Source organism: Planosporangium thailandense, from assembly GCF_011947195.1.
GTDB classification, from domain to species: Bacteria; Actinomycetota; Actinomycetes; order Mycobacteriales; family Micromonosporaceae; genus Planosporangium; species Planosporangium thailandense.
Window position 1 is genome coordinate 129,639 of sequence record NZ_JAATVY010000018.1, and the last position, 21,582, is coordinate 151,220.

Below are 21,582 nucleotides of genomic sequence, written 5' to 3' on the forward strand. Positions count from 1 at the left end.
GTCACGACGGCACCTTGTACAGGTCCAGCAGCCGCATCCGCGTCGCCTGGAGCCGTTCCACGACCACCTGCACGAACCGGCTGGTCAACTGGTAGCCGAGCGCCGGATCCCGCTCGCACAGGCGACGTACGCCGGAAGCGTCCAGGCTCACCGCGAACGTGGTCTGGGGCGCGAACGCGCCGAAGTGCCAGCGGTACGGCGGGAACAGCCACGACCAGCCGAGCACCGCGCCGGGCCCGAGGGTCTCCACGACCACGTCGCCCCGGCCGGGCACGTGCGTGTCGAGATCGATCCGGCCGGCGTTGATGAGCCAGAACCGGTCGGCGTGGCCGCCTTCGGCGAACACCCGGCTGCCGGCCCGGAACACGCATCGGCTCGCCGTGTACGACAACTGCCGCAGGTGTCCCTCCGAGAGCCCGGTCAGGAACGCGCTCGCCGCCAGGAGGTCGTAGGAGGTTGCCGTCATCGCTGCGCACCTCCGCCGCGGTCGTCGGTCGACGCTTCGTACTCGGCCGCGAGCGCGTGCGTCTCCTCGGTGATGTCGATGCCGACCGGGCACCACACGATGCACCGGCCACAGCCGACACAGCCGGACTCGCCGAACTGGTCGTGCCAGGTGCCCAGCTTGTGGGTCAGCCACTGCCGGTACCGGCTGCGCCGCGACGAACGCACCGGACCACCGTGCAGATACGAGAAGTCCAGGTCGAAGCAGGATTCCCAGCGCAGCCACCGCTCGGCATGGTCGCCGGTCAGATCGGTGGTGTCCTCGACACTGGTACAGAAGCAGGTGGGGCACACCATGGTGCAGTTGCCGCAGGACAGGCAGCGGGCGGCCACGTCGTCCCACCGGGCCGCCTCGAGCGTGCCGGCCAACAGCGCACGCAGGTCCGCCGCCGGCAGCGTCCGCCCCATCCGGTCGGCGGCACGCGCGACCGCGTCCCGGGCGCGGGCCGTGGTGGGCGGCTCCGCCGCCTCGTACGGCAGGCGGTCGAGCAGGCGCCAGCCGTCCTCGCTGCCGGCGTCGACCACGTACCGGACGCCGTCGTCGTCGGCCAGTTCGGTCAGGGCGAGGTCGTAACCCGCGCCGTCATGGCCGGGACCGACGCCCGGCCCGCCCCCGGCCGACACACAGAAGCAGGTCTCCCCCGGCTCGGTGCAGTTGGCCACGACGATGAAGATCCCCTCGCGTCGCCGCGCGTACCGGTTGTCGGCGCCGGCACCGAGCACGTGATCGAGCACGGAGATGGCGCGCAGGTCACACGGGCGGACCCCGAGAAACGCGTACCGGGGCGGCTCGTCGGCCGGCTCGGCGACGGTGAAACCTCCGTCGCTGTCACGCTCCGCCGACCAGAGCTGCTGGCGTGGCGGGTGGAGGAACTGCTTCCACGACTGCGGCCCCGCCGAGTTGGCGAAGGCCGCCCGGTCGTCGCGTTCGCGCAGCCGGTACCCGCCCGGCCCGAGACGCACGCCCCAGCCGTACGGCAACATGTCGGCACGGTCCAACTCGGCCAGCACGATCGCGCCGTCGCGGACCGTCGGCCCGACCACGCGGTACCCGTCCGCACGCAGCGCCGCGACGAGCGGATCGAGCGAGGTGAGCAGCACGGGCATCGCGTATCCCCCTCCGGGCGGCCAGCTCCATCCCACCCGAGGGGGCGCGCTGCCGGGCAGGGCCGAAGGTCCCCCGAACGGCAGTCACCGGCGCTGCCTCGCCTGTCCCGAGGGGTGGGCCGAACGCCTTCCCGGACGCCACCACGAGGCGCCCGGCAGACACGGCGTCCGGTCGGAGGGTCCGCCGGACGGTCAGCGCGGCAGGTCTCGCAGAACCTGCCCGCACGCGTCAGCGCACCGACGGGTGGCCTGCGAGCACAACCGGCAGTGCTCGTGGTGGCCGGCGTGCCGGCCGCACAGCTCGGCACTGTGTTCGCAGGCGGCCACGCACGCCTGCAACTGCGCGACGAGCAGCGCGGTGTCGTTGGCGCGGGTGAGCACCCGGCGGGTCACCGCTACCACGTCCGCGCAGTTCATATCCCGGATGATCGCCTCGCGCAGCTCGCGGACGTCGTCCTCGGTGACCATCGCCGCCGCGCAGGTGTTGACGGCTTCCTCGCATTCGAGCATCGCGTCGATCGCGGCCGCCAGCGTCTCACTGCCCACCTCGGGCCTGATACCGACGGTCATGGTGTCCAAGACCTGCCGTGTCACCGCCATGCTGATCCTCCTGGCAATCGGGGTACGCGGACCCGATTCGCACTCACCTCCCGAGCGGCGGCCAAACCAGCTCCGCCGTTCACGCGCACCGGCGGAAAGGTTTTCGGCGGCGGCTGACCCGGAACGGCCGTCTTCGACCGCACGATGACCGGGGCCGACCACCGCCTCGCTGTCACCCGACGCCGAGCGGTGCGCTACCGGGGCTGGGCGTCGGGTGCGTTCGCCGCTTTCAGGAAGGCGTTGTAGCGGGCGAGATCGTCTTCGGTACCTTCCGCCTCGGCGCGCGCGGCGGCCCGGTCGAGGCGGCGCTGTTCACGCTCGTCGGCGCGGATCCACTGCACGACCAGGATCACCATCACGGCGCCGGCCGGGATCTCGCCGAAGGACCAGGCGATGCCGGCGGCCAGTCGCTGGTCAGCGGTCAGCGACGCCCGCCAGGCCGGGTGCAGGGCGCCGAACCAGCCCGCCGCGAACAGGCTGGTCTGCAGCATCAGCGCCATGCCGAAGAAGGCGTGGAAGGTCATCGAGGCGAAGTGCACCAGGATCAGCACCGGGTGCGGCAACTGCCGACGGCCCGGGTCGACGCCGACGACGACCCAGAAGAACAGGTACCCCGACACCACGAAGTGGGTGAGCATCGCCAGGTGCCCGAGGTGGGTGCGCATCAGCACCTCGAACAGGTTGCTGAAGTACAGCCCGTAGAGGCTCGCCACCACCAGCGCCAGCGCGACCACCGGGTGGGTGAGCAGCCGGGTGACGCGGCTGTGCAGGGCCAGCAGCAGCCACTCCCGCGGCCCGCGCACCGTCGGGTCCGGTGACGGCCGCAGCGCCCGCAGCGCCAGAGTGGCGGGCGCGCCGAGCACCAGCAGCACGGGTACGACCATCGCGAGCGTCATGTGCTGGGCCATGTGCACGCTGAACAGGACGTAGGCGTACTTGCCGAAGCCGAGCAGCGTCACCGCGCCCAGCACCGCCAGACCGGCGAGCCAGCACACGGTCCGCTCGACCGGCCAGGCGTCGCCCCGGCGGCGCAGCCGCCACACTCCGGCCAGGTACGCGCCGGCGGCGACCACGACGACGGTGAGGAAGAACAGGTCCGGCACCACCTCGGTGACCATCCGCGCGACGGTGGGGGCCGGCGGCATCGCAAAGCCGAGCAGGTCGGTGGTCGGGTCGGGGTTGGGCGGGTTGGTCGGCACCGGCGTCGGGCTGCGTGACAGCGCCACCGCCAGGCCGAACGTGGCGGCGAAGACGGCCGCCTCGGCCCCGGCGAACCGCCGGAACGCCCCCGGCCGGCGAGCGGCCAGCGCCGGCAACGTCCGGGCCCGGTGCAGCGCGCCGAACCCGCCGAGCACCAGCAGCGCCAGCGTCTTGCCCACGATCAACCAGCCGTACGCCGACCGCCACAGCTGATCGAGGGTGCCGAGGCGCACGTACGCGTTGGCCACGCCGCTGTACGCGACCACGACGAAACAGCCCAGCGCGAGGCGGCTGTAGCGGGCCGCCGCACCCGCGAGCACGTCGGTACGGCGCAGGGCCAGCAGCGCGGCGAGCCCGCCGGCCCACAGCGCCGCGGCCACCACGTGCATGGCGAGGGCCGTCACCGCGATCTGGTGGTTACCGGCGCCGGCGGCGTGGCCGGTGAAGGCCGGCAGCATCACCGCGACCGTCGCGGCGACCGTGATCCAGGCGGCGGTGTTACGCCGTAGCGTGCGGGCGCCGGCGGCCGCGACGACCAGGGCGAGAACCGCCTCCAGGGCGTAGGCCCGCCCGTTCGACACGCTCGTGACGAAGCTGGCCAGGCCCGCCATGGAGGCGGCCTGCGGCAGCGGCGTCCCGAGCAGGTCCGACAGGGTCAGCACGAGCAGTGCCACCGTCGCCACCGCCCAGCACCCCGCGCCGAGCGCGGCGCGGCGCAGCAGCCGGTATCCGGCGGCCGACAACAGCCTGCCGTCGCCGGGCAGCAGGAACGCGGCGGTCATCGCCAGACCCACGGTCAGGGTGCCCAGCGCGTCGACGAGCAGCCGCGCCACCGGCAGGCCCCACCGCGTACCCGCGCCGGCGTCCGGCAGACCGCTGAGCGGTGACGCGACGGCGCCGCCGGCCCGCAGCGCGACGACGAGCACGATCAGGCCGGCCGCCGCCGCGACGAGCGCGGCCAGGGCACGACGACGCCCCGGCTGCGCCGAGACCGGGGCGGACGTCGGAGTGGATGGCGCGCTCACGGTCGCTTCGCCTTCGCGACACCGGCCACCACGACCGCGCCGATCGCCAACACGCCGCCGCCGAGCAGCCACGGCCACCGGGCCCCGGTCCGGGTACCCGCCGCGATGGCCGGGTGTGACGGGCTCGCCGCCGGCGAACCCGCCGCCGGACCCGCCGACGGCTCCAGAGACGCGGGGAGCGCCACGGTGAACCCGAACCGGCCCTCCACCGGGTGGCCGTCGGCGGAGACCACCCGCCACGCGACGGTGTAGGACCCGGACCGGAGCGGATGCACCGGCTGGTGCACCACGCTGTCGATCACCTGCACGTGCCCGGCGCTGTAGGAGGCGCCGCCGGGGCCGTTGACCACGACGACGCTGAACTTCTGGTGGACCGGCTCGTTGAAGGTCAAGGTGACCTCGCTGATCGGCGCGGTGACAGTTGCACCAGCCGTCGGTGTCGTCGACAGCAACTGGCTGTGCGCCCATGCCGCCTGGGGCACGGCCAGGACCGCCGCCACCAACGCAACGATCAACAGCGCTGCCTTGCGGGGCCACCCGCCTCGAATACTCACGATCTGCCTTACGTTTCTCGCGGTCACAACGTTTCTCGCGGTCACAACGGTGCCGACGCCCCGGGCACGTTGCCTGGGGGCCGCGGCACCTCCCCGGACAGCCGGGCCACCGGCCAGGCTACGCCGCATCGAACCGGACCCTGCCGGTCAGCCCGACAGCACGACGGTCGTCCGCCGCCGCGGTCAGCGCCGTCGGCATCACGCGGCCGGGCGGTGACGGGCGGAGCGCCGGTCGGGCACGAGGCCGGGCACGGAACGCAGAGGTGCCGCCGGTGCCGTCTCGTCGTCGAACCGGGCCCGCCATCCCGGTCGCCCGGGCAGCCGGTCGGCCGGTGGCCGGCCGAGATCGAAAGTGGGATGCGACAGCGCCAGGGCGATGAGGTACCCGGCCACGAGGAAGCCGTGGCTGAGCAGTCGGGTGGTGTCGACCTGGCCGGCCAGCATGTCGTCGGCGCTCAGCGCGGTCAGGACCACCACGAACGCGGTCAGGGTCGGCACGATTCCGGTGGGGCGGCAACGGCGGGCCGCGATCCAGACGAACCCCGCGCCCACGGCGATGTTCCACGCCGCGGATTCATGCCAGATGTGGCTCGACGTCGCCCCGCCTGTCGCCAGCCCGTGGCCCGCGTGACCGTGACCGGCGGCGGCGAAGACGCTGATCTCGATGATGCCGAGCACGAACTGGACGACCCCCAGCACACCCAGCAGGACCCGCAGCAGCCGCGCCACCCGGGCCCGGCCGGGTCCCGGCGCGGCCGCCAGCACCGCGTCGCTGACTCCCGGGCTGGTCGTGCACAGCCCGATGCGGACCAGCCGCGTCACCGCCGCCGCGTCCTCGAACCACTGCCGGCACGCCGGGCACCGGGCCAGGTGCGCGTCGACCCCGACGCGTTCGGCCGGGTCCTCCTCGCCATCGAGCCGCGCCGACAACGCCTCCCGGCACGCCTCGCACTTCAACGTTCCCACACCCTTTCTTGTCGTCCGGTCGGGCCGACAAGTTCCCCGTCAGGTCGGGTCGAAAGCAATCCGACGGACCGGCTAGCGTATGCGCCATGCTCGGTCCCGGCGTCAACGACGCCCAGATCACCCGGTGGGCGCTGGCCGCCAAAAGCGGCGACCGCGCCGCCGTGACCGCGTTCGTCGAGGCCACGCAGCACCAGGTGCACCGGTTCCTGGCTCACCTGGTCAACCTCAACGAGGCCGATGACCTCACCCAGGAGACCTACCTGCGCGCGCTGCGCGCCCTGCCGGGCTTCCAGGCCCGGTCGTCGGCCCGGACCTGGCTCCTGGCCATCGCCCGCAGGGTCGGCGCCGACCACATCCGCACCTCCCTACGCCGGCCGCGCGCCGCCGTACTGGACAACTGGCAGGCCGCGGCCGACGCCGCCCGGCTGCGCGACAGTGCCCGGTTCGACGACGAAGTCCTGCTCCGCCAGGTCCTCGACGGGCTGGCGCCGGAGCGCCGGGAAGCGTTCGTCGCGACCCAGGTCCTGGGCCTCAGCTACGACGAGGCCGCCGTCATCTGTGACTGCCCGGTTGGCACGATCCGCTCCCGGGTCGCGCGCGCCCGGCAGGACCTCGTCGCGGCGCTACGCGCGGACAACCGTGGCGACGGGCGGCTCGGCGCCACCAGTTAGCTTCCCTGGCCGGCCGCCACCGCGGCGCGTGGTGGTCACGCGCGAACCGGCGCCCGTCGCGTGCGGGCGCGCCACCCGCCCGGTCGGCCGTGGTTTCGACGCTATCCCCGCGGACTTGATTCCAGCGGCTTTCCCGCGTCGCGCCAGGCAACGATGCCGCCGGCCAGGCTGGCGGCATCGTAACCCGCCTGGCGGGTGAACGCCGCCAGGCGCTTCGACAGCTCTCCCACCGGGCAGATGAAGATCAGTTTTGTGGAGGTGGGGAACGGCAGGCCCTGGCTGAGCATGTCGACGAGGTAGTCATCACGGATGTTGACCGAGCCCGGCACATGACCGATGCGGTAGGCCATGCTCCCCCGAGTATCGATCTTCAGTACCTGCTGCCCGTCAAGGGCTTCGAGGTCGTCCGGCGTGATCTCCGGCGTGCCGGCCACCTCGGCCGGGGCCAGGTCGCGCAGGCTCCTGCCCTTGGCCCTGCCGAACAGCTCGGGGCGGCGCTTGCGGAAGTACGAGAGGTAGGGCTCCAGCCGGTCGCAGACGAGGATCACGGCCTTGACCGGCCGGTCACCGGCGGCTCCCGCGCGGCGCCGGAGCACGTCCAGCGCCGCGGCGTAGGTGGCGCCGCTGGTCGGACCGGCGAGCACACCGTACCGGGTGACGAGCTCGAGGGTGGCGTCGATGGCGACGCCTGAGTCGACCGGGACGATCTCGGTGTAAACGTCGGGCTGGAACAGTCCGACCTCCCACATCTCGGCTTCTGACCGGATACCCGGGATGAAGTCCGCGCGGCTGGATACGACCCCGATCGTGGCGAGCTTCGGGTTGTGCTCCTTGAGGTAGGTGGCAGCACCCCGGGTGGAGCCGGTCGTGCCGAGCCCGCCGACGAGGTAGTCGACCGGTCCGATGTCGTCGTAGATCTCCTTGCCGGTGCCGCGGAAGTGGGCCTCGACGTTCTTCAGGTTGGTGTACTGCGACGGGCGGTAGTAGGCGCCGGGGTCGGTCGCCATGACGGCGCCGATGGTGGAGAACACGTCGTTGGGGGCGGTCGGGTCGGGGCACTCCGACAGCCCGGGCAGTTCGTGCACCTCGGCGCCCAGCAGGTGCAGCACTTCCCTGACCTCGGTCACCCGGACCCGGTTGGTGTAGGCGGCCAGCCTCAGTCCACGGGTGGCGGCCAGGACCTGCAGGGCCTTGGCGGTGTTGCCGCTGGACGCCTCGATGAAGGTCTGACGCTTGTCGACGATGCCGTCCAGGTCATCCTTGACCATGGCCCAGGCGACCCGGTCCTTGACCGAGCCGAACGGGTTGAACATCTCCAGCTTGGCGTACAGCTCGACATGCTCGAGCCGATGCACCCGGGCGTCGAGCTTGAGCAGCGGGGTATCGCCGATCAACTCGGTGATGTCGTCGTAGACCATCAACCACCTCCCACCACGCCGTAGGCGGCATCCGGGTGCACCGTGAAGTCCGCGCCGCCGCGGACCGCCGCCAGCTTCGGTGGACGCGGCCGCATCAGCGCCTGCGACGCCGACAGATCCATCTGGTAACCGGCGGTGTTGACGAAGACCACGAGGTCGCCGGGCAGCGGCAGCCGCTCCAGCCAGATCTTGTGGTTGGAGACCATGTCGCGCTCCAGACACAGGTTGCCGGCGAAGTAGACGCCGCACGGCTCGTGCCGGTAGTCCTGCCGCGCGCCGCGGTAGACGATCGCGGGGTCGACCATCACCTCCTGGTCGGCCGGGGTGATCGTGTCGCGTGCGATGTCGAGGTTCACCAGCACGCTTCCGTCGGCGGCCTCCTTGACGAACTCGACGCCGGCCAGGGTCAGGCCGGCCTGGTCGACCAGGGCCTTGCCCGGCTCCACCCACAGCTCCAGCAGGTTGTCGGCCAGCACCTGGGCGACCGTCCTGCCGTCGTGGCCATCCAGCGGGCTGTCCAGCAGTTCCCGCAGGAACTCCGGCCCCGGTGTGCTGTTGCCGTACTTGTGGAACACCGGGATACCACGCACGGCGCCGCCGTCGTAGGAGTAGCCGAACGTGTGACCGGCCCAGGTCAGCGGCTCCCCGTCACCGGCCAGCCCGCGCCTGAGGGCGTGCAGGTAGTCGTCGAAGGCGCCCGCGTCGGCGAGGAACACCTGCCGGAAGCCACCGCCGACGTCGAGCACCCGCGGGGTGAGCCCCAGCGCGTACGCCCGCTCGACCAGAGCGAGGCACGCGTCCACCGCGGCGACCTTGTCGCGCACGTCGTTGGTGTCCAGATGGAACGACAGGCCCCGGAAGTCGAGAACGTCGTGCCGCTGCCGGACCAGCTCGAGCGCCCGGGTGGCCTGCGCCAGCGGGATGCCGAAGCGACTGGCCGGCGTCGCGCGGTCCGACGAGCCGAACCCGCACATCCGCAGCAGCACCGCGGCGCGGTGCCCGCCGGACTGCCGCGCGGCCAGGCAGGCGACCCGGTCGAGCTCCCATAGGTTGTCGACGTTGACGGTGAGCTCGTGGGTGACCAGATCGCGCAGGAAGGCATCGCCCTTCGGCCCGGTGACCTCGATGTGATCGGTGGTGAACCCGCTGGCGAGCGCATTGGCGAGCTCTCCCGGGGAGGCGACGTCGACGCCGAGGCCGGCGCGCAGGGCGGCACGCACGAGCGCCCGGGACTGGTTGACCTTGTGCGCATAGCAGATCCGGTACCGGAACCCGTACCCGTCCAGCAGGGCGCGAAAGGCGGCGACGTTCTCGGCGAAAACCTCGGGGAAGACGACGTGTACCGGTGAGCCGAACCGCGCCACGACCTCGTCCAGCAGATCCCGGCGACGCAGAAACGACGCGACCAGCGGATGGATCCGGGGTGCCAGGCCTGCCATGTCGGCGGGTCAGACCGTCGGGCCGGAGACGACGGTGTAACCGGAGTCCCGGATGGCCTCGAAGGCCCGCTGCCGGTTACGCGCGCTACGGAACTCGGCGACCACCCGCTTGGTCGTCAGGTTCACCTCGACCACGTCGACGCCCATGGACTCCAGCAGCCCCCGGATGGTGGTCTGGCAGTGCCTGCAGTTCATGTCCGGGACGTGGAAGCGCCCGTCGTCCGCGTCGGTGAGAGCGTCGGTGGGAGTCGCGTCCTCGACCGGGTCCGCCGTCCGCTCGGTCAGCTCGACGACCTCGAGCACCCGGACGAAGGTCTCGACGTACTTACGCACGACCACCGGAAGGACGCTGAACCGCTCGCCGCCGACGACGTTGGTCATCTGGGCCAGGCAGCGCGGCTGCGTATCCTCGTCCATCAGCGCGTACTGCTTGGAGATCAGGTCAAGCTCGTCGTGGTACCTCGCCACGGCCTGCTCGACGGTCAGCCCTTCTGCCCCGGTCGCCTTGCGCATCACCGCGCGCGCCTCGGCGATCGTGGCGTCCTTCATCGCCCGCAGCGTGTCCAGGGACTCGGCGGCGTACCTGACGGTGCCGTTCGGCAGCGTGGCGAAGGCCACGTGGATCATGCCGCGCCGGTAGGTGGAGGCCTGCAGTTCCCAGAACCACCGGGTGGCGACCAGGCTGAAGATGCCGCAGTCGCGCATCCCGCGCGCGAAGGCCGCCGGTGTGGCGTACGGGGTCTGGTGCGCGAGCAGGGCGTGCTGGGCGAGCGCCCGGCCGGCCGCTTCGACGCCGATCCGGAAGATCTCCAGCGGTTCCTGGTCGGTGGTGGTAGCCGCGAGCACGGCACGGTCGCCGGGATCGAGGCGGGCGACCGCGTCGGCGAGTACCGCGTTGGCGGCGAGGTCGCGCCACAGCGCGAGCGTGGTCTCGCGGACCGCGATCGGTACGACGGGGCCGAGCGCTCCGGGGCCGAAGTGGCCCGTGTTGGGCACGCCCGCACTGTCGGTCCAGACGACGCGGTGGGTGGCGCTGGTGAGCATCCGTGGCGGACACGGTCGCATGAACCGCTCCAGGTAGCGGCGCTGTGAGTAGGTCAGGTGACTTCCCGGCTCGGCCGTCATCGGCGTCGCCGTGTACGCGATGCGTGTGCGGTCGCCGACAGGGGCGGCGTCGGAGCCGGTGAGGTCGGAAGCGAACAGTCCCGCGTGGGCCAGTCCGGCGAGAACGCGCGCGGCGGCGGTTCGGTCGTAGGAATCTGCTGCCGTCACGCCCATCCGGCCTCCTTCACGATCAGCTCCAGGAAATCCGCGAAACGGTCGATCTCGTCGGCCGTGTTGTAGACGTGCAGGCTCACCCGCACCGAGCCGTCGTCCGCGCCGTGGTCCGACAGGCAGTGGGACCCGGTACGCACGTAGAAATCGCGCGAGCTCAGCGCGAAGCCCAGGTCGCTCGCGGATACCGCGTCGCTGCGGAACGAGACGATCCCGTAGCCCACCCGGCAGGCGCCCGCGGCGACACCGGGTAGGAGCTCCAGTCCGGGTACCCGACGCAGCCGGTCCACCAGTCGCAGGGTCAGGTCCCGGTCGTGAGCCGCGATCGCGTCGATGCCGACGCCGTCGATGAAGTCGACGGCCGCGCCCAGCGCCAGGATGCCCGCGACGTTCGGGGTGCCGCCTTCCAGCAGGTACGGCATGTCCGCGGCCCGCAGGCAGCCGTCGTCGACGGTGACGCCGGAGCCGCCGCCGGGCAGGAACGGCCGCAGCTGTCCGTGCACCCGGCGATGGCAGTAGAGGACGCCGGTGCCCGGCGCGCCGAACACCTTGTGCGCGGAGAACGCGGCGAAGTCCGCACCCAGCGCGGTGACGTCGACGGGCACGTGCCCGACGCTCTGACTGCAGTCGAAGCACAGCAGGACGGCACCGCCGACGCGCCCGCGTAGCTCCTGCAGCGTCGTCAGCGAGCCGAAGACGTTGTGGATGTGGCTGGTCGTGATGAGCCTGGTCCGGGAGGTGACCTTGGACAGGATGTCGGCGGTGTCGGCTTCGCCGGTGGCGGTCACGCGGTAGCCGACGAGGTCGATGGTCGTACCGAGCCGCCGCAAGGCCTGTCGCAGGTTCAGCCACGGGTAGACGTTGGACGCGTGGTCGCGCGGGTTGTAGAGGATCTCGTCGCCGTCGCGCAGGTTGGCCAGCCCCCAGGACAGCGCGACGGCGTTCAGGCTCGCGGTGGCCCCGGCGGTGAAGACGACCTCCTCCGGGCCGCCGGCGCCGACGAACCGCGCGACGTTCTCCCGGACCCGCTCCAGCTCGCGGGTCGCCCGGTTGGCCCACGGGTACGTGCCCCGGCCGGCGTTGGCGGTCTCTCCGGAAAGGTACCGGCCGACGGCATCGGCGACGGCGGCCGGCTTCTGTGTGGTGGACGCGCTGTCGAGATACACCACGCGCGGGGCGGCGACGAGCGCCGGAAACTGTCTCCTGATGCCTGTGACGCTCATGGGATCCGGGCCCATCCGGACATGACGCTCCCGTCTTGAACGAGACACGCACGGACAGCGCTCGCCACCCATCGTATAGACGAAGTAGCACGCCGTATAGAAGCCGCTTTTTCCGCCACCGGGGGCTACGACATCACCACCAACATCACGCCCGTACCCGCGCTCATCAACGCGTGTGCGGCGGCCGCGGGCCCGGAGGCGAGCAGCCGCCGTGTCGGTACGACCCCGCCGCACCCGGCCGCCACCGCACCCTCCGCGCCGGTCGGCGTAACCGTCCACAGCAGTCGCGCCGCCCGGTCCATCCACCACAGCGTCGCGAAGAGGAAGTACGTGCCGAGCCAGACGTCGACCGTTGCCGTGTCACCGGCCGACAGCGGGCCCGACGCTGACGCCGCGCCGCCGGCCGCCGGGCCCGTCCCCGCCAGGAGACGGCCGCCGGACCCGGCCGGCGACATCATCCCCGCGTGCACGAACAGGGCCATCCACACCATCGCGCCCATCCCCAGCGCGTGCTGCGCCAGTTCGAGGCGATCTCCGACCGGCACCCACCGCGCGTCCGCCACCACAGCCCGGATGCCGAACCAGCACGCGCCGAACCCGAACACCGCGACGGCCACCGCACGCCAGCGGTCCGGCCCCCACGACCACAGCATCGCGACCATCGCCAGGCTCATCAGCGGATGAGCCAGGCCGGTCAGCCGGTCGGCGGGCACGACCCCGCCGGCACCGGCCGGCAGTACGCACCGCGCCAGGCAGAGGGCGCCGGGCAGCGCGAAAACGCAGGTCAGCGTCCACCGCAACGCGAGGGAAACAATCACCGTCGCGCCCGGTGATCCCGGCGACCGTTTCGCGACATGACCGCCTCCCGGGAGTCTCCGAAGACAGCACGCCTTACGCATCGTAGATAGCAGTGTTGCTATCCGTGTAGGCCAACCGTCGCCGTCCGGGATGAATGAATCCTCAGCGCGCGCCGGTGGCGCTCCTTCCCCGCCGGGCGAGGGCGCGGCGGACGCCGTACGCGGCGGCCCCGACCGCGAGCACCGCCACCCCGGAGATGACCGAACGCGGCGGCAGCGCGAGCGCGAGCGCGAGGCAGCCGGCCAGGCCCAGCACCGGCACCAGCCGCGGCGGCCGCCCCTCGTCCCGGGCCAGCGTCGCGGCGCTGGCGTTGGCGACGGCGTAGTAGACCAGCACCGCGAACGACGAGAACCCGATCGCGGCTCGCACGTCGGCGGTGGCCGTGACCAGGGCGACGACAGCGCCGACGGCGAGCTCGGCTCGGTGCGGGACCCGGTACCGGGGATGCACCGTGGCCAGCCCGTGGGGCAGGTGCCGGTCGCGTGCCATCGCCAGGGTGGTGCGCGACACGCCGAGGATCAGCGCCAGAAGCGAGCCGAGCGCGGCGACGCCGGCACCGAGGCGTACCGCCGGGGTCAGGTGCGGCGCGCCGGCGGCGCGCACGGCGTCGGCCAGCGGGGCGGCGGCCGTGGCGAGCCCGCCGCCCAGCACGCTCAGCGCGGCGACCGCGACCACGGCGTACACGGCCAGGGTGATACCGAGGGCGAGGGGGATCGCACGCGGGATGGTACGTGCCGGGTCGCGGACCTCCTCGCCGAGGGTGGCGATGCGCGCGTACCCGGCGAAGGCGAAGAACAGCAGGCCGGCGGCCTGCAGCACGCCGGCGACGGTGACACCGCCGCCGATGGTCAACCGGGCGGCCCCGGCGTGCGGCGAGGTCAGGCAGGTGACGACCACCACGGCGAGTACGGCGAGGACGACGGCGACGATGGCCCGCGTCAGCCAGGCCGACTTCCGCACGCCGACGTAGTTCACCGCCGTCAGCGCCACCACGGCGGCGACCGCCACCGCGTGGGCCTCGCCCGGCCACGCGTACAGGCCGACGGTCAGCGCCATCGCCGCACACGATGCGGTCTTGCCGACCACGAAGCCCCACCCGGCCAGGTAGCCCCAGAAGGGCCCGAGGCGCTCGCGACCGTACACATAGGTGCCGCCGGACGCCGGATAGCGGGCCGCCAGCCGCGCCGACGAGGTGGCGTTGCAGTACGCCACCACCGCCGCCACGCCGAGTCCGGGCAGCAGCCCGCCACCGGCCGCCGCGGTCGCCGGGGCGAGCGCGGCGAAGATCCCGGCCCCGATCATCGACCCCAGACCGATGACGACCGCGTCGAACAGCCCCAGCCGTCGCAGCAACTGCCCGTCGGCGGGCGCAGCCGGCTTACCCGTCACGCGCCCGCCCTTCCCGACCCGTACACACCACAATCTCGGCCGATATCGGCGAACGGTATCGGAGTCAGGTGCGCGGCCGTACGACGGCCCACCGAAGGCTCACGGGCCCTGCCCGGCACGTCGACGGTCGCCGGTCAGGGCTGGAACCGGTACCCCATGCCGGGTTCGGTGAGCAGGTGCCGGGGCCGGCCGGGGTCGGGTTCGAGCTTGCGGCGCAGATGGACCAGGTACTGCCGCAGGTACTGCGTCTCGGTCCGGTAGGTCGGCCCCCAGACCTCCTGGAGCAGCTGGCGCTGGCTGACCAACTTTCCGGGGTTGCTGACCAGGATGGTCAGCAACTGCCACTCGGTGGCGGTCAGGTGCACGGCGCTGCCGTCGTCGGCCTGTACCCGGCGGTTGGCCAGATCGACGGTGTGGTTGCCGATGCGGGCGCCCGGTGGGGACTCCGGTCCGGCGAGGCGGCGGGTGACGGCGCGGATGCGGGCGAGCAGCTCGTCGACGCTGAACGGTTTGGTCACGTAGTCGTCGGCGCCGGCGTCGAGGGCGTCGACCTTCTGCCGGCTGTCGAGACGTCCGGAGAGGATGACGATCGGGACCGGGGTCCAGGTCCGCAGCTTGCGGATGACGTCGACGCCGTCGAGGTCGGGCAGGCCGAGGTCGAGGACGACCAGATCGGGGCGGTGGGTGGCGGCCGCGTGCAGCGCCTCCGCGCCGTCGGCGGCGGTGACGACCTCGTACTGGCGGGCCTGCAGGTTGATGCGCAGGGCGCGCAGGATCTGCGGCTCGTCGTCGACGATGAGCACCCGGATCATGAGTCGGCTCCGTTGTCGCTGCTGAGCCCCTGCCGCGCCGGCTCGAGAACCGCGTCGGCGACGTCGTCAGCGACGTCGCCGACGCCGGCGACGTCGCCGGTCGGCGGAGGGACGGCGGGCAGGGTGAGAATCATCGTGAGGCCACCACCGGGAGTGGTGTCCGGGTCGAGGGTGCCGCCCATGGCGTTGACCAGGCCGCGGGAGAGCGCGAGCCCCAGACCGACGCCGGTGGAGTTGTCCCGGTCACCGAGGCGCTGGAACGGCGCGAAGATGCGGTCCCATTCGGCGGCGGGCACGCCCGGTCCGTGGTCGATCACGCGTACCTCCACCCGGCCGGCGTGCGCGCTCGCAGTGAGCATCGGCGGCCGGTCGGGCGGGCTGTAGCGGATCGCGTTGGACAGCACGTTGACCAGCGCCCGTTGCAGCAGCGCCGGGTCGACCGACACCTCCGGCAGGTCGTCGGGCAGGTGGATGGCGATGTGCCGGCCGGCGTCGCCCAGCTCGTCGACAGCGGCGGGTACGACCTCGGCCAAGCTGATCACCTGCGGAAACATGGCCAGGGCGCCGACCTGCAGGCGGCTCATGTCGAGCAGGTTGTCCACCAGCCGGCCGAGCCGGTCGTGGGACTCCTCGGCGGTGGCGAGCAGCTCGTCGCGGTCGGCATCGCTGAACTCGACGTCGGGACTGCGCAGGCTGCTGACCGCGGCCTTCGCCGACGCCAGCGGGGTGCGCAGATCGTGGCTCACCGCCGACAGCAGCGCGGTGCGCAGCCGGTCGATCTCGGCGAGGGGGCCGACCGCGGCAGCCTGTTCGGCGAGCCGCTCCTGGCGCAGCGCGATGGCCGCCTGGGCGGCGAACGCCTCGACGACCCGCCGGTCGCCGGCGGGCAGCGGATGTCCGCACAGCACCAGGGAGAGCCGCTCGTCGACCGACACGTCGGCGTCCCCCGCGGCCGGGGTCAGGCACGGATCGTCCCCGACCGCGGCCGCCACCCGCCAGACGGCCGGGTCGCGCCGCGCGTCCGGGCCGGGCCGGGCGTCGGGGCGGCGCTCCAGCAGCGTCACTCCGGTCAGGTGGAACGTCTCCCGGAGCTGGTCGAGCAGCGCGGCCAGCGGGCGGCTGCCGCGCAGCACGCTGCCCGCCACGGTCGACAGCGTCTCCGCCTCGGCGCGGGCACTGGCGGCTTCGCTGGTGCGCCGGGCGGCGATGGCCACGACGGCGCTGACCGCGACGACGGTCAGCAGGAAGACCACGAGGGAGACGGTGGTGCTGCGGTCGTTGATGCGCCAGTGGTGGACGGGCTCGGTGAAGTACCAGGTGAGCAGCGCGAAGCCGCCGACGGCGGCGACCACCGCGGCGTACAGGCCGCCGACCAGCGTGATCACGACGATGGCGGCGAGGTAGATCAGGAAGTCGTTGGACAGCGTGAGGTCGTCGCGCAGGTGCGCGAGCACGGCGGTCAGCAGCGGCAGCCCGACCGCCGCGAGGGCGAACCCGGCCAGCTGCCGTCGCCGGGGCAGCCCCGTCGTGAGGGCGATCCGGAGCTGACCGCGCTTGACCTCGTCGTGGGTGACCAGATGCACGTCGATGGGCCCGGAGCCCGCCGTGGTGATCACCGCCACGCCGGGCGAGAAGAGCTGTGCGAGCCGGCCGCGCCGGCTGGCCCCGACGACGAGCTGGGTGGCGTTGACGCCGCGGGCGAAGTCCAGCAGCGCGGCCGGGATGTCGCGGCCGACGACCTGGTGGTAGGTGCCGCCGAGGCTTTCGACCAGCACGCGTTGGCGGGCCAGGTGCGCGGGGTCGGCGCCGGCGAGGCCGTCGCTGCGGGCGATGTGTACGGCGAGCAGGTCGGCGCCCTTGCTGCGGTCGGCGATCCGGGCGGCCCGGCGGATGAGGGTGTCGCCTTCGGGACCGCCGGTGAGCGCGACGACCACCCGTTCGCGGATCTCCCAGGTGGTGTCGATGTGATGCTCGGCCCGGTAGCGGTCGAGCTGGTCGTCGACCGTGTCCGCCAGCCACGACAGGGCCAGTTCGCGCAGTGCGGTGAGGTTGCCGACACGGAAGTAGTTGCCCAGCGCCGCGTCGATCCGGTCCGGCGCGTAGACGTTGCCGTGCGCCAACCGCCGCCGGAGCGCCTCCGGGGTCATGTCGACCAGCTCGATCTGGTCGGCACGGCGGACGACCTCATCGGGGATCGTCTCGCGCTGGTCCACTCCGGTGACCCGTACGACGACGTCGCTCAGCGACTCCAGATGCTGGACGTTGACGGTGGTGACCACATCGATACCGGCGTCGAGGAGCCGCTGGATGTCCTGCCAGCGCTTGGCGTTGCCGCTGCCGGGGACGTTGGTGTGGGCGAGCTCGTCGACCAGGGCGACCCGCGGGCGACGGGCGAGCACGGCGTCGAGGTCCATCTCGGTGAACTCCGCGCCGCGGTAGGTCGACGTCTTGCGCGGCACCACCTCCAGGCCGGTGACGAGGGCCTCGGTCTGTGGTCGGCCGTGGCACTCGACGAAACCGACGACCACGTCGGTGCCGCGCTCCCGCCGGCGGTGGCCCTCCTCCAGCATCCGGTACGTCTTGCCCACACCGGGGGCCGCACCGAGGTAGACGCGTAGCTGACCGCGTGCCATCCCGCGCCTCTCCCTTCCCGGAGTCACGACACCCCGGGGACGGTCGTCGCCGGCCCGGGCACCCTCCACGGCCACGCCGTCGTAGCTGCGCGAGAACGGTACCGCGGGGCCCGGCTTCGACATCATGGATGGCGCTCAGGGTCGAGCAGCTCGTAGCGGGGGTTGCAGATGGCGAGCGTGCCGTCCTGGGAGCCGGGCGTGCCGTGCACCCGGATGCGCCGCCCGGGTTGGATGCCGGGGATCGTGCCGCGGCCGTAGAAGCGCAGCAACAGCCCACCGGTGTCGTCGACGACCTCGCACTCCAGGACGTGGCTGTTGGTCATCGGCTGCACCCGGACCGACCGGATCGTGCCTTCGACGGTGGCGGGGATCCGTCGGCGCAGCGCGGCGACGGGCACGACCCCGTCCGGATGGCCCGGCGCCGCGAGCGACCGCCGCCCGGTCGCCGTCGGTGGGTGGTCCGGGGCGGTCGCGCTCCCGTTCGGCTCCGGCACGCCGGGGGCTGCCTGGGGCCCGGCGTGGGCGAAGCCGAACGGGAGCCGTTTGAGGCGGGTGATCGCGGCGTCGACGTCGAACGGGACGATCGTCGCGGCCGCGTGCGGCACCCGGCTGATGACGGCGGCGATGCGGTCGGCGGTGCGGTCGTGCAGCAGCCGGCCGACGACCCCGGGGTAGGTACGCCGCGGCAGTACCACGGTCACCTCGGTGTTGCCGGCCGCCGCGGTACGGGCGGTGAGCTCGAGCGCCGCGCGCCGGATCCGCCGGTCCGGACAGTCGAGCAGTTCGAGAGCGATATCGCCGCGCTGGGTCGTGCGCCACCGGTCGGCCAGCCGCTCGGCGTGCACGTTGTCGATGACGAAGTGCACCGCGCGGATACGGTCCGGGCGCAGGCTGCGGGCGTACCGCAGCGTGCGCAGCGTGGCCAGGTCGAGGTCGTCGACCAGGACGAGGACGACGTGGCAGGCCGGGTTGGGCTCGGTGTCGATGATCGGGGCGAGGGTGGCGAGGGCGTCGGACTCCCTCCGGTACCGGCCGTTGAGCCGGATGAGCACGAACACCAGGATCGGGAAGATGACCACGACGAGCCAGGCGCCTTCGGCGAACTTCACGACCGCGAAGATCAACACGATCAGCGCCGACAGCGTGCCGCCGGAGACACCGATGACCGCCTTGGGCCGCCAGCCGCGTCCGCGGTGGGTCCGGTAGTACGTCGCCATGCCGAAGCCGGCCATCGTGAAGCCGGTGAACACGCCGATGGCGTAGAACGGCACCAGCGAGTTGACCTTGGCACCGGTGACCAGCAGCAGCGCGACCGACACCGCGGTCAGCACGATGATGCCGTTGGAGAACACCAGCCGGTGTCCCCGCCTGGTGAGCTGGCGGGGCAGGAACGAGTCCTCGGCCACGAAGCTGGCCAGGAACGGGAAACCGTTGAAGCTGGTGTTCGCCCCGGTGTACAGGATCAGCGCCGACGACGCCTGCACCACCAGGTACAGCGCGTTGCCCACCGCGCCGTGGCCGAACACGATCCGCGCTTCCTGCGAGATCACCGACGGGTAGCCGCTGGCGTACGGGGTGGCGTGCGTGACGTGGGCCAGCCAGGACACGCCGGCGACCAGGAATCCCAGCGTGCCGGCCATCATGACCAGCACCTTGCGGGCGTTGACGCCCTCCGGGGAGCGGAACGCGCTGACGCCGTTGGAGATCGCCTCCAGGCCGGTCAGCGACGAGCCGCCGTTGGCGAACGACCGCAGCAGGGTCAGCACGACCATGCCCAGGGCCAGGCCCGACACGTGGTGCACGTCGACAGCGCCCGGGAGGTGGGTGGGGTCGTAGCGCGGCAGCGTGCCGAACACCTCCCGCACCAGGCCGACGACGATGACCGCCGCGATGGAGCCGCTGAACAGGTACGTGGGGAGCGCGAACACCCGGCCCGCCTCGCGGATGCCGCGGAGGTTGCCGAAGGCGATCAGCACCACCACCCCGACGGTGATCTCCAGGCTGTACGGCCCGATCACCGGGAACGCCGAGGCCACCGCCACCGTGCCGGCGGCGGCCTGCACCGCGACGGTCACCACGTAGTCGATCAGCAGCGCCACCGCCGCGACCTGCGCCACCCGTGGGCCGAAGTTGTCGCGGGCCACCACGTACGAGCCGCCGGCCTTGGTGTAGACCTGCACCACCTCGCGGTACACCACGGTCATCAGCACGCCGATCACCAGGATGATCCCGGTGATCGGCAACACCAGCGAGAACGCCAGCAGCCCGAAGGCCGGCAGCAGTTCGATCAGCATCTCCTCGGTGCCGTACGCCGACGACGAGATGCAGTCGGGCGCCAGCACCCCCAGCGCCAGCGGCTTCGACAGCCGCTCCTCGTGCAGGCTCGCGGTCACGAGCGGCCGACCGAGCAGCCGTCGCTTGAGCTGGTAGCCCACGCTCTCCGGCACGTCGGCGCCGTTCACCGGCAGATGGGTCGGCTCGGGCAGAACCTGTACGGAGCCCGCAGGCCCCGATGGCCGCGTCTCGCTCACCGTGCCCCCTCGACTCTCCCTGGGGCGCGTCAGCGGCGGCCGCCCCGAGCGTCATCCACCGTAGGGATGAAGGGGCACAGGTGAACGATCACGAAGCGTCAAAAATCCGCTAAAAAGCGGTGGACCTGGTTTGTGTCGCGCCGTTTGTATCGCGCCGCTTGTAACGCGCCGCCGCTTGTAACGCGCCGGGCGCGCGGCGCCCGGACGGCCCCGGCCCCCCTCCCACCGGGGCCGTCCTCGGGTGACCGGGTCAGCTGTCGGCCCGCTCCCCCGGCGCGTCCAGGGCGGGTGAGGTGGCGCTGATGCCCTTGCGCACCGAGTCGAGGATCGACATCCCCTGGCCCACCAGCCCGGCGGCGATCTCGCCGAGCCCGTCGGCGCCGTTGAGGATGTTGACGTTCGCGCCGGACAGGCCGCGCGCCGCCTCTTTCACGATCTGGGGAAGCTGATCGATCATCATCCGGTCGAGCGCGACCCGGTTGTGCGACGCCGCCGCCTCCGCCTGGATCTTCATCTTGGCCGCGTCGGCCTCCGCCAGCAGGCGTACCCGCTCCGCTTCGGCCTCGGCCGGCTTGATGACCTCGGCGACCAACTGCTGCTGCCGCAGGGCGGCCTCGCGCTGGGCCAGCTCCGTCTGCGCGGCGATGACCTCCCGCTGCGCCTGGGCCTGCGCCAGCGGGCCGGCCTGGGCCGCCTCCGCCTGGGCCCGGTCGATCTCGGCTTTGTACTGCGCCTGCACGATCGCGGTCTGCCGGGCGTACTCGGCCTGCCGGCGCTTGGACTCCTGCTCGGCCTCGGCCGCCGCCTGGTTGGCCCGCGCCTGCGCGATCTGCGCCTCGCGCTGGATGGCGGCGTTGTGCGGCGCGGCCATCGCGGCGATGTACCCGAGCTTCATGTCGTCGATGGACTGGATCTGCAGGGAGTCGACGCTCAGTCCGATCTTCGCCATCTCCTCCTTGGAGCCGTCGAGCACCTCCAGCGCCAGCTTCTGCCGCTCGGTGACGATCTCCTCGACGGTCATCGAGCCGACGATGGAGCGCAGGTGGCCGGCGAAGATGCGGCCGGTCAGCACCGACATCTGATCCTGGTCGGACAGGAAGCGCCGGGCTGCGTTGACGATGCTCTCGTCGTCGTTGCCCACCTTGAAGGCGATGACCGCCCGTACGTTCAGCGCGATGCCCTGTTTGGTCACGCAGACCTCCTCGACCTCGGCCTCGCACAACGCCAGGGTGAGGAACCGAACCTTCCGGAAGATGGGCATGACGAACGCGCCGTGCCCGGTGACCACCCGGAACGGGGTGTTGGCCCGGCTGGACTTGCCGCCGGAGATGAGCATCGCCTCGTCGGGTGCGGGCACCCGGTAACCGAACATGGTGT

General features: G+C 72.3%; 17 protein-coding genes. 1 reads left to right on the forward strand and 16 read right to left on the reverse strand.

What is annotated here, in order from left to right:
• Position 1 precedes the first annotated feature (1 nt).
• The 6 genes from HC031_RS22450 to HC031_RS22475 all read right to left on the reverse strand — a co-directional run bounded on the left by HC031_RS22450 (position 2) and on the right by HC031_RS22475 (position 5,956).
• A complete protein-coding gene (locus HC031_RS22450; RefSeq protein WP_167927359.1) occupies positions 2 to 466 on the reverse strand; it encodes a cyclic nucleotide-binding domain-containing protein in 465 nt (154 codons plus the stop codon).
• The gene (locus HC031_RS22455; RefSeq protein ID WP_167927360.1) at positions 463 to 1,611 is read right to left on the reverse strand and encodes a 4Fe-4S dicluster domain-containing protein; all 1,149 of its coding nucleotides are present in this window, start codon (positions 1,609 to 1,611) and stop codon (positions 463 to 465) included. The genes HC031_RS22450 and HC031_RS22455 overlap by 4 nt, the downstream gene beginning before the upstream one ends.
• 192 nt (positions 1,612 to 1,803) lie before the next feature.
• Positions 1,804 to 2,211, reverse strand: a complete 408-nt coding sequence (locus HC031_RS22460) for a four-helix bundle copper-binding protein (protein WP_167927361.1) — start codon at positions 2,209 to 2,211, stop codon at positions 1,804 to 1,806.
• 194 nt (positions 2,212 to 2,405) lie between these two features.
• Entirely contained in the window at positions 2,406 to 4,436 is a 2,031-nt protein-coding gene (locus HC031_RS22465) for a cytochrome c oxidase assembly protein (RefSeq protein WP_167927362.1), read from the reverse strand.
• Positions 4,433 to 4,951, reverse strand: coding sequence for a copper resistance CopC family protein (locus HC031_RS22470; RefSeq protein WP_167927363.1), 519 nt, complete (start codon positions 4,949 to 4,951; stop codon positions 4,433 to 4,435). Before HC031_RS22470 ends, HC031_RS22465 begins: the two co-directional genes overlap by 4 nt.
• Before the next feature lie 237 nt (positions 4,952 to 5,188).
• Entirely contained in the window at positions 5,189 to 5,956 is a 768-nt protein-coding gene (locus tag HC031_RS22475; protein ID WP_338090775.1) for a zf-HC2 domain-containing protein, read from the reverse strand.
• Positions 5,957 to 6,042: 86 nt separating this feature from the next.
• Between HC031_RS22475 and HC031_RS22480 the strand changes: the two genes are divergently transcribed.
• The gene (locus HC031_RS22480; RefSeq protein ID WP_167927364.1) at positions 6,043 to 6,627 is read left to right on the forward strand and encodes a sigma-70 family RNA polymerase sigma factor; all 585 of its coding nucleotides are present in this window, start codon (positions 6,043 to 6,045) and stop codon (positions 6,625 to 6,627) included.
• A 101-nt stretch (positions 6,628 to 6,728) separates the two neighbouring features.
• Here the strand turns inward: HC031_RS22480 and HC031_RS22485 are convergent, their stop codons facing one another.
• From HC031_RS22485 to HC031_RS22530, 10 genes are all read right to left on the reverse strand, one after another.
• Positions 6,729 to 8,045, reverse strand: a complete 1,317-nt coding sequence (locus HC031_RS22485; RefSeq protein WP_167927365.1) for a pyridoxal-phosphate dependent enzyme — start codon at positions 8,043 to 8,045, stop codon at positions 6,729 to 6,731.
• On the reverse strand, positions 8,045 to 9,484 hold the full coding sequence (locus HC031_RS22490; RefSeq protein WP_167927366.1) for a type III PLP-dependent enzyme domain-containing protein: 1,440 nt from the start codon (positions 9,482 to 9,484) through the stop codon (positions 8,045 to 8,047). The genes HC031_RS22485 and HC031_RS22490 overlap by 1 nt, the downstream gene beginning before the upstream one ends.
• Positions 9,485 to 9,493: 9 nt before the next feature.
• Positions 9,494 to 10,756 (reverse strand): heavy-metal-associated domain-containing protein, encoded by a 1,263-nt coding sequence (locus HC031_RS22495; protein WP_338090776.1) that lies wholly within the window; start codon positions 10,754 to 10,756, stop codon positions 9,494 to 9,496.
• Positions 10,753 to 11,982, reverse strand: coding sequence for an aminotransferase class V-fold PLP-dependent enzyme (locus HC031_RS22500; protein ID WP_167927368.1), 1,230 nt, complete (start codon positions 11,980 to 11,982; stop codon positions 10,753 to 10,755). The genes HC031_RS22495 and HC031_RS22500 overlap by 4 nt, the downstream gene beginning before the upstream one ends.
• Positions 11,983 to 12,107: 125 nt before the next feature.
• Positions 12,108 to 12,800, reverse strand: coding sequence for a DUF5134 domain-containing protein (locus tag HC031_RS22505; protein ID WP_167927369.1), 693 nt, complete (start codon positions 12,798 to 12,800; stop codon positions 12,108 to 12,110).
• A gap of 142 nt (positions 12,801 to 12,942) precedes the next feature.
• Entirely contained in the window at positions 12,943 to 14,142 is a 1,200-nt protein-coding gene (locus tag HC031_RS22510; RefSeq protein ID WP_205863096.1) for an APC family permease, read from the reverse strand.
• 221 nt (positions 14,143 to 14,363) lie between these two features.
• The gene (locus HC031_RS22515; RefSeq protein ID WP_167927370.1) at positions 14,364 to 15,041 is read right to left on the reverse strand and encodes a response regulator; all 678 of its coding nucleotides are present in this window, start codon (positions 15,039 to 15,041) and stop codon (positions 14,364 to 14,366) included.
• Positions 15,038 to 17,674, reverse strand: a complete 2,637-nt coding sequence (locus tag HC031_RS22520) for an ATP-binding protein (RefSeq protein ID WP_167927371.1) — start codon at positions 17,672 to 17,674, stop codon at positions 15,038 to 15,040. Before HC031_RS22520 ends, HC031_RS22515 begins: the two co-directional genes overlap by 4 nt.
• 122 nt (positions 17,675 to 17,796) lie before the next feature.
• Positions 17,797 to 20,205: an amino acid permease gene (locus HC031_RS22525; RefSeq protein ID WP_205863081.1), complete on the reverse strand. Its 2,409-nt coding sequence runs from the start codon at positions 20,203 to 20,205 to the stop codon at positions 17,797 to 17,799.
• 250 nt (positions 20,206 to 20,455) lie between these two features.
• On the reverse strand, positions 20,456 to 21,582 hold a 1,127-nt coding region (locus tag HC031_RS22530; RefSeq protein WP_240942806.1), incomplete at its 5' end, for an SPFH domain-containing protein.

What these genes read in the sequence shown, in the direction of transcription:
- HC031_RS22520 (WP_167927371.1), bottom strand. Translation starts at nt 17,674, where the DNA reads ATGGCACGCGGTCAGCTACGCGTCTACCTCGGTGCGGCCCCCGGTGTG.
- HC031_RS22490 (WP_167927366.1), bottom strand. Translation starts at nt 9,484, where the DNA reads ATGGCAGGCCTGGCACCCCGGATCCATCCGCTGGTCGCGTCGTTTCTG.
- HC031_RS22485 (WP_167927365.1), bottom strand. Translation starts at nt 8,045, where the DNA reads ATGGTCTACGACGACATCACCGAGTTGATCGGCGATACCCCGCTGCTC.
- HC031_RS22460 (WP_167927361.1), bottom strand. Translation starts at nt 2,211, where the DNA reads ATGGCGGTGACACGGCAGGTCTTGGACACCATGACCGTCGGTATCAGG.
- HC031_RS22500 (WP_167927368.1), bottom strand. Translation starts at nt 11,982, where the DNA reads ATGAGCGTCACAGGCATCAGGAGACAGTTTCCGGCGCTCGTCGCCGCC.
- HC031_RS22455 (WP_167927360.1), bottom strand. Translation starts at nt 1,611, where the DNA reads ATGCCCGTGCTGCTCACCTCGCTCGATCCGCTCGTCGCGGCGCTGCGT.
- HC031_RS22450 (WP_167927359.1), bottom strand. Translation starts at nt 466, where the DNA reads ATGACGGCAACCTCCTACGACCTCCTGGCGGCGAGCGCGTTCCTGACC.
- HC031_RS22515 (WP_167927370.1), bottom strand. Translation starts at nt 15,041, where the DNA reads ATGATCCGGGTGCTCATCGTCGACGACGAGCCGCAGATCCTGCGCGCC.
- HC031_RS22480 (WP_167927364.1), top strand. Translation starts at nt 6,043, where the DNA reads ATGCTCGGTCCCGGCGTCAACGACGCCCAGATCACCCGGTGGGCGCTG.
- HC031_RS22510 (WP_205863096.1), bottom strand. Translation starts at nt 14,142, where the DNA reads ATGATCGGGGCCGGGATCTTCGCCGCGCTCGCCCCGGCGACCGCGGCG.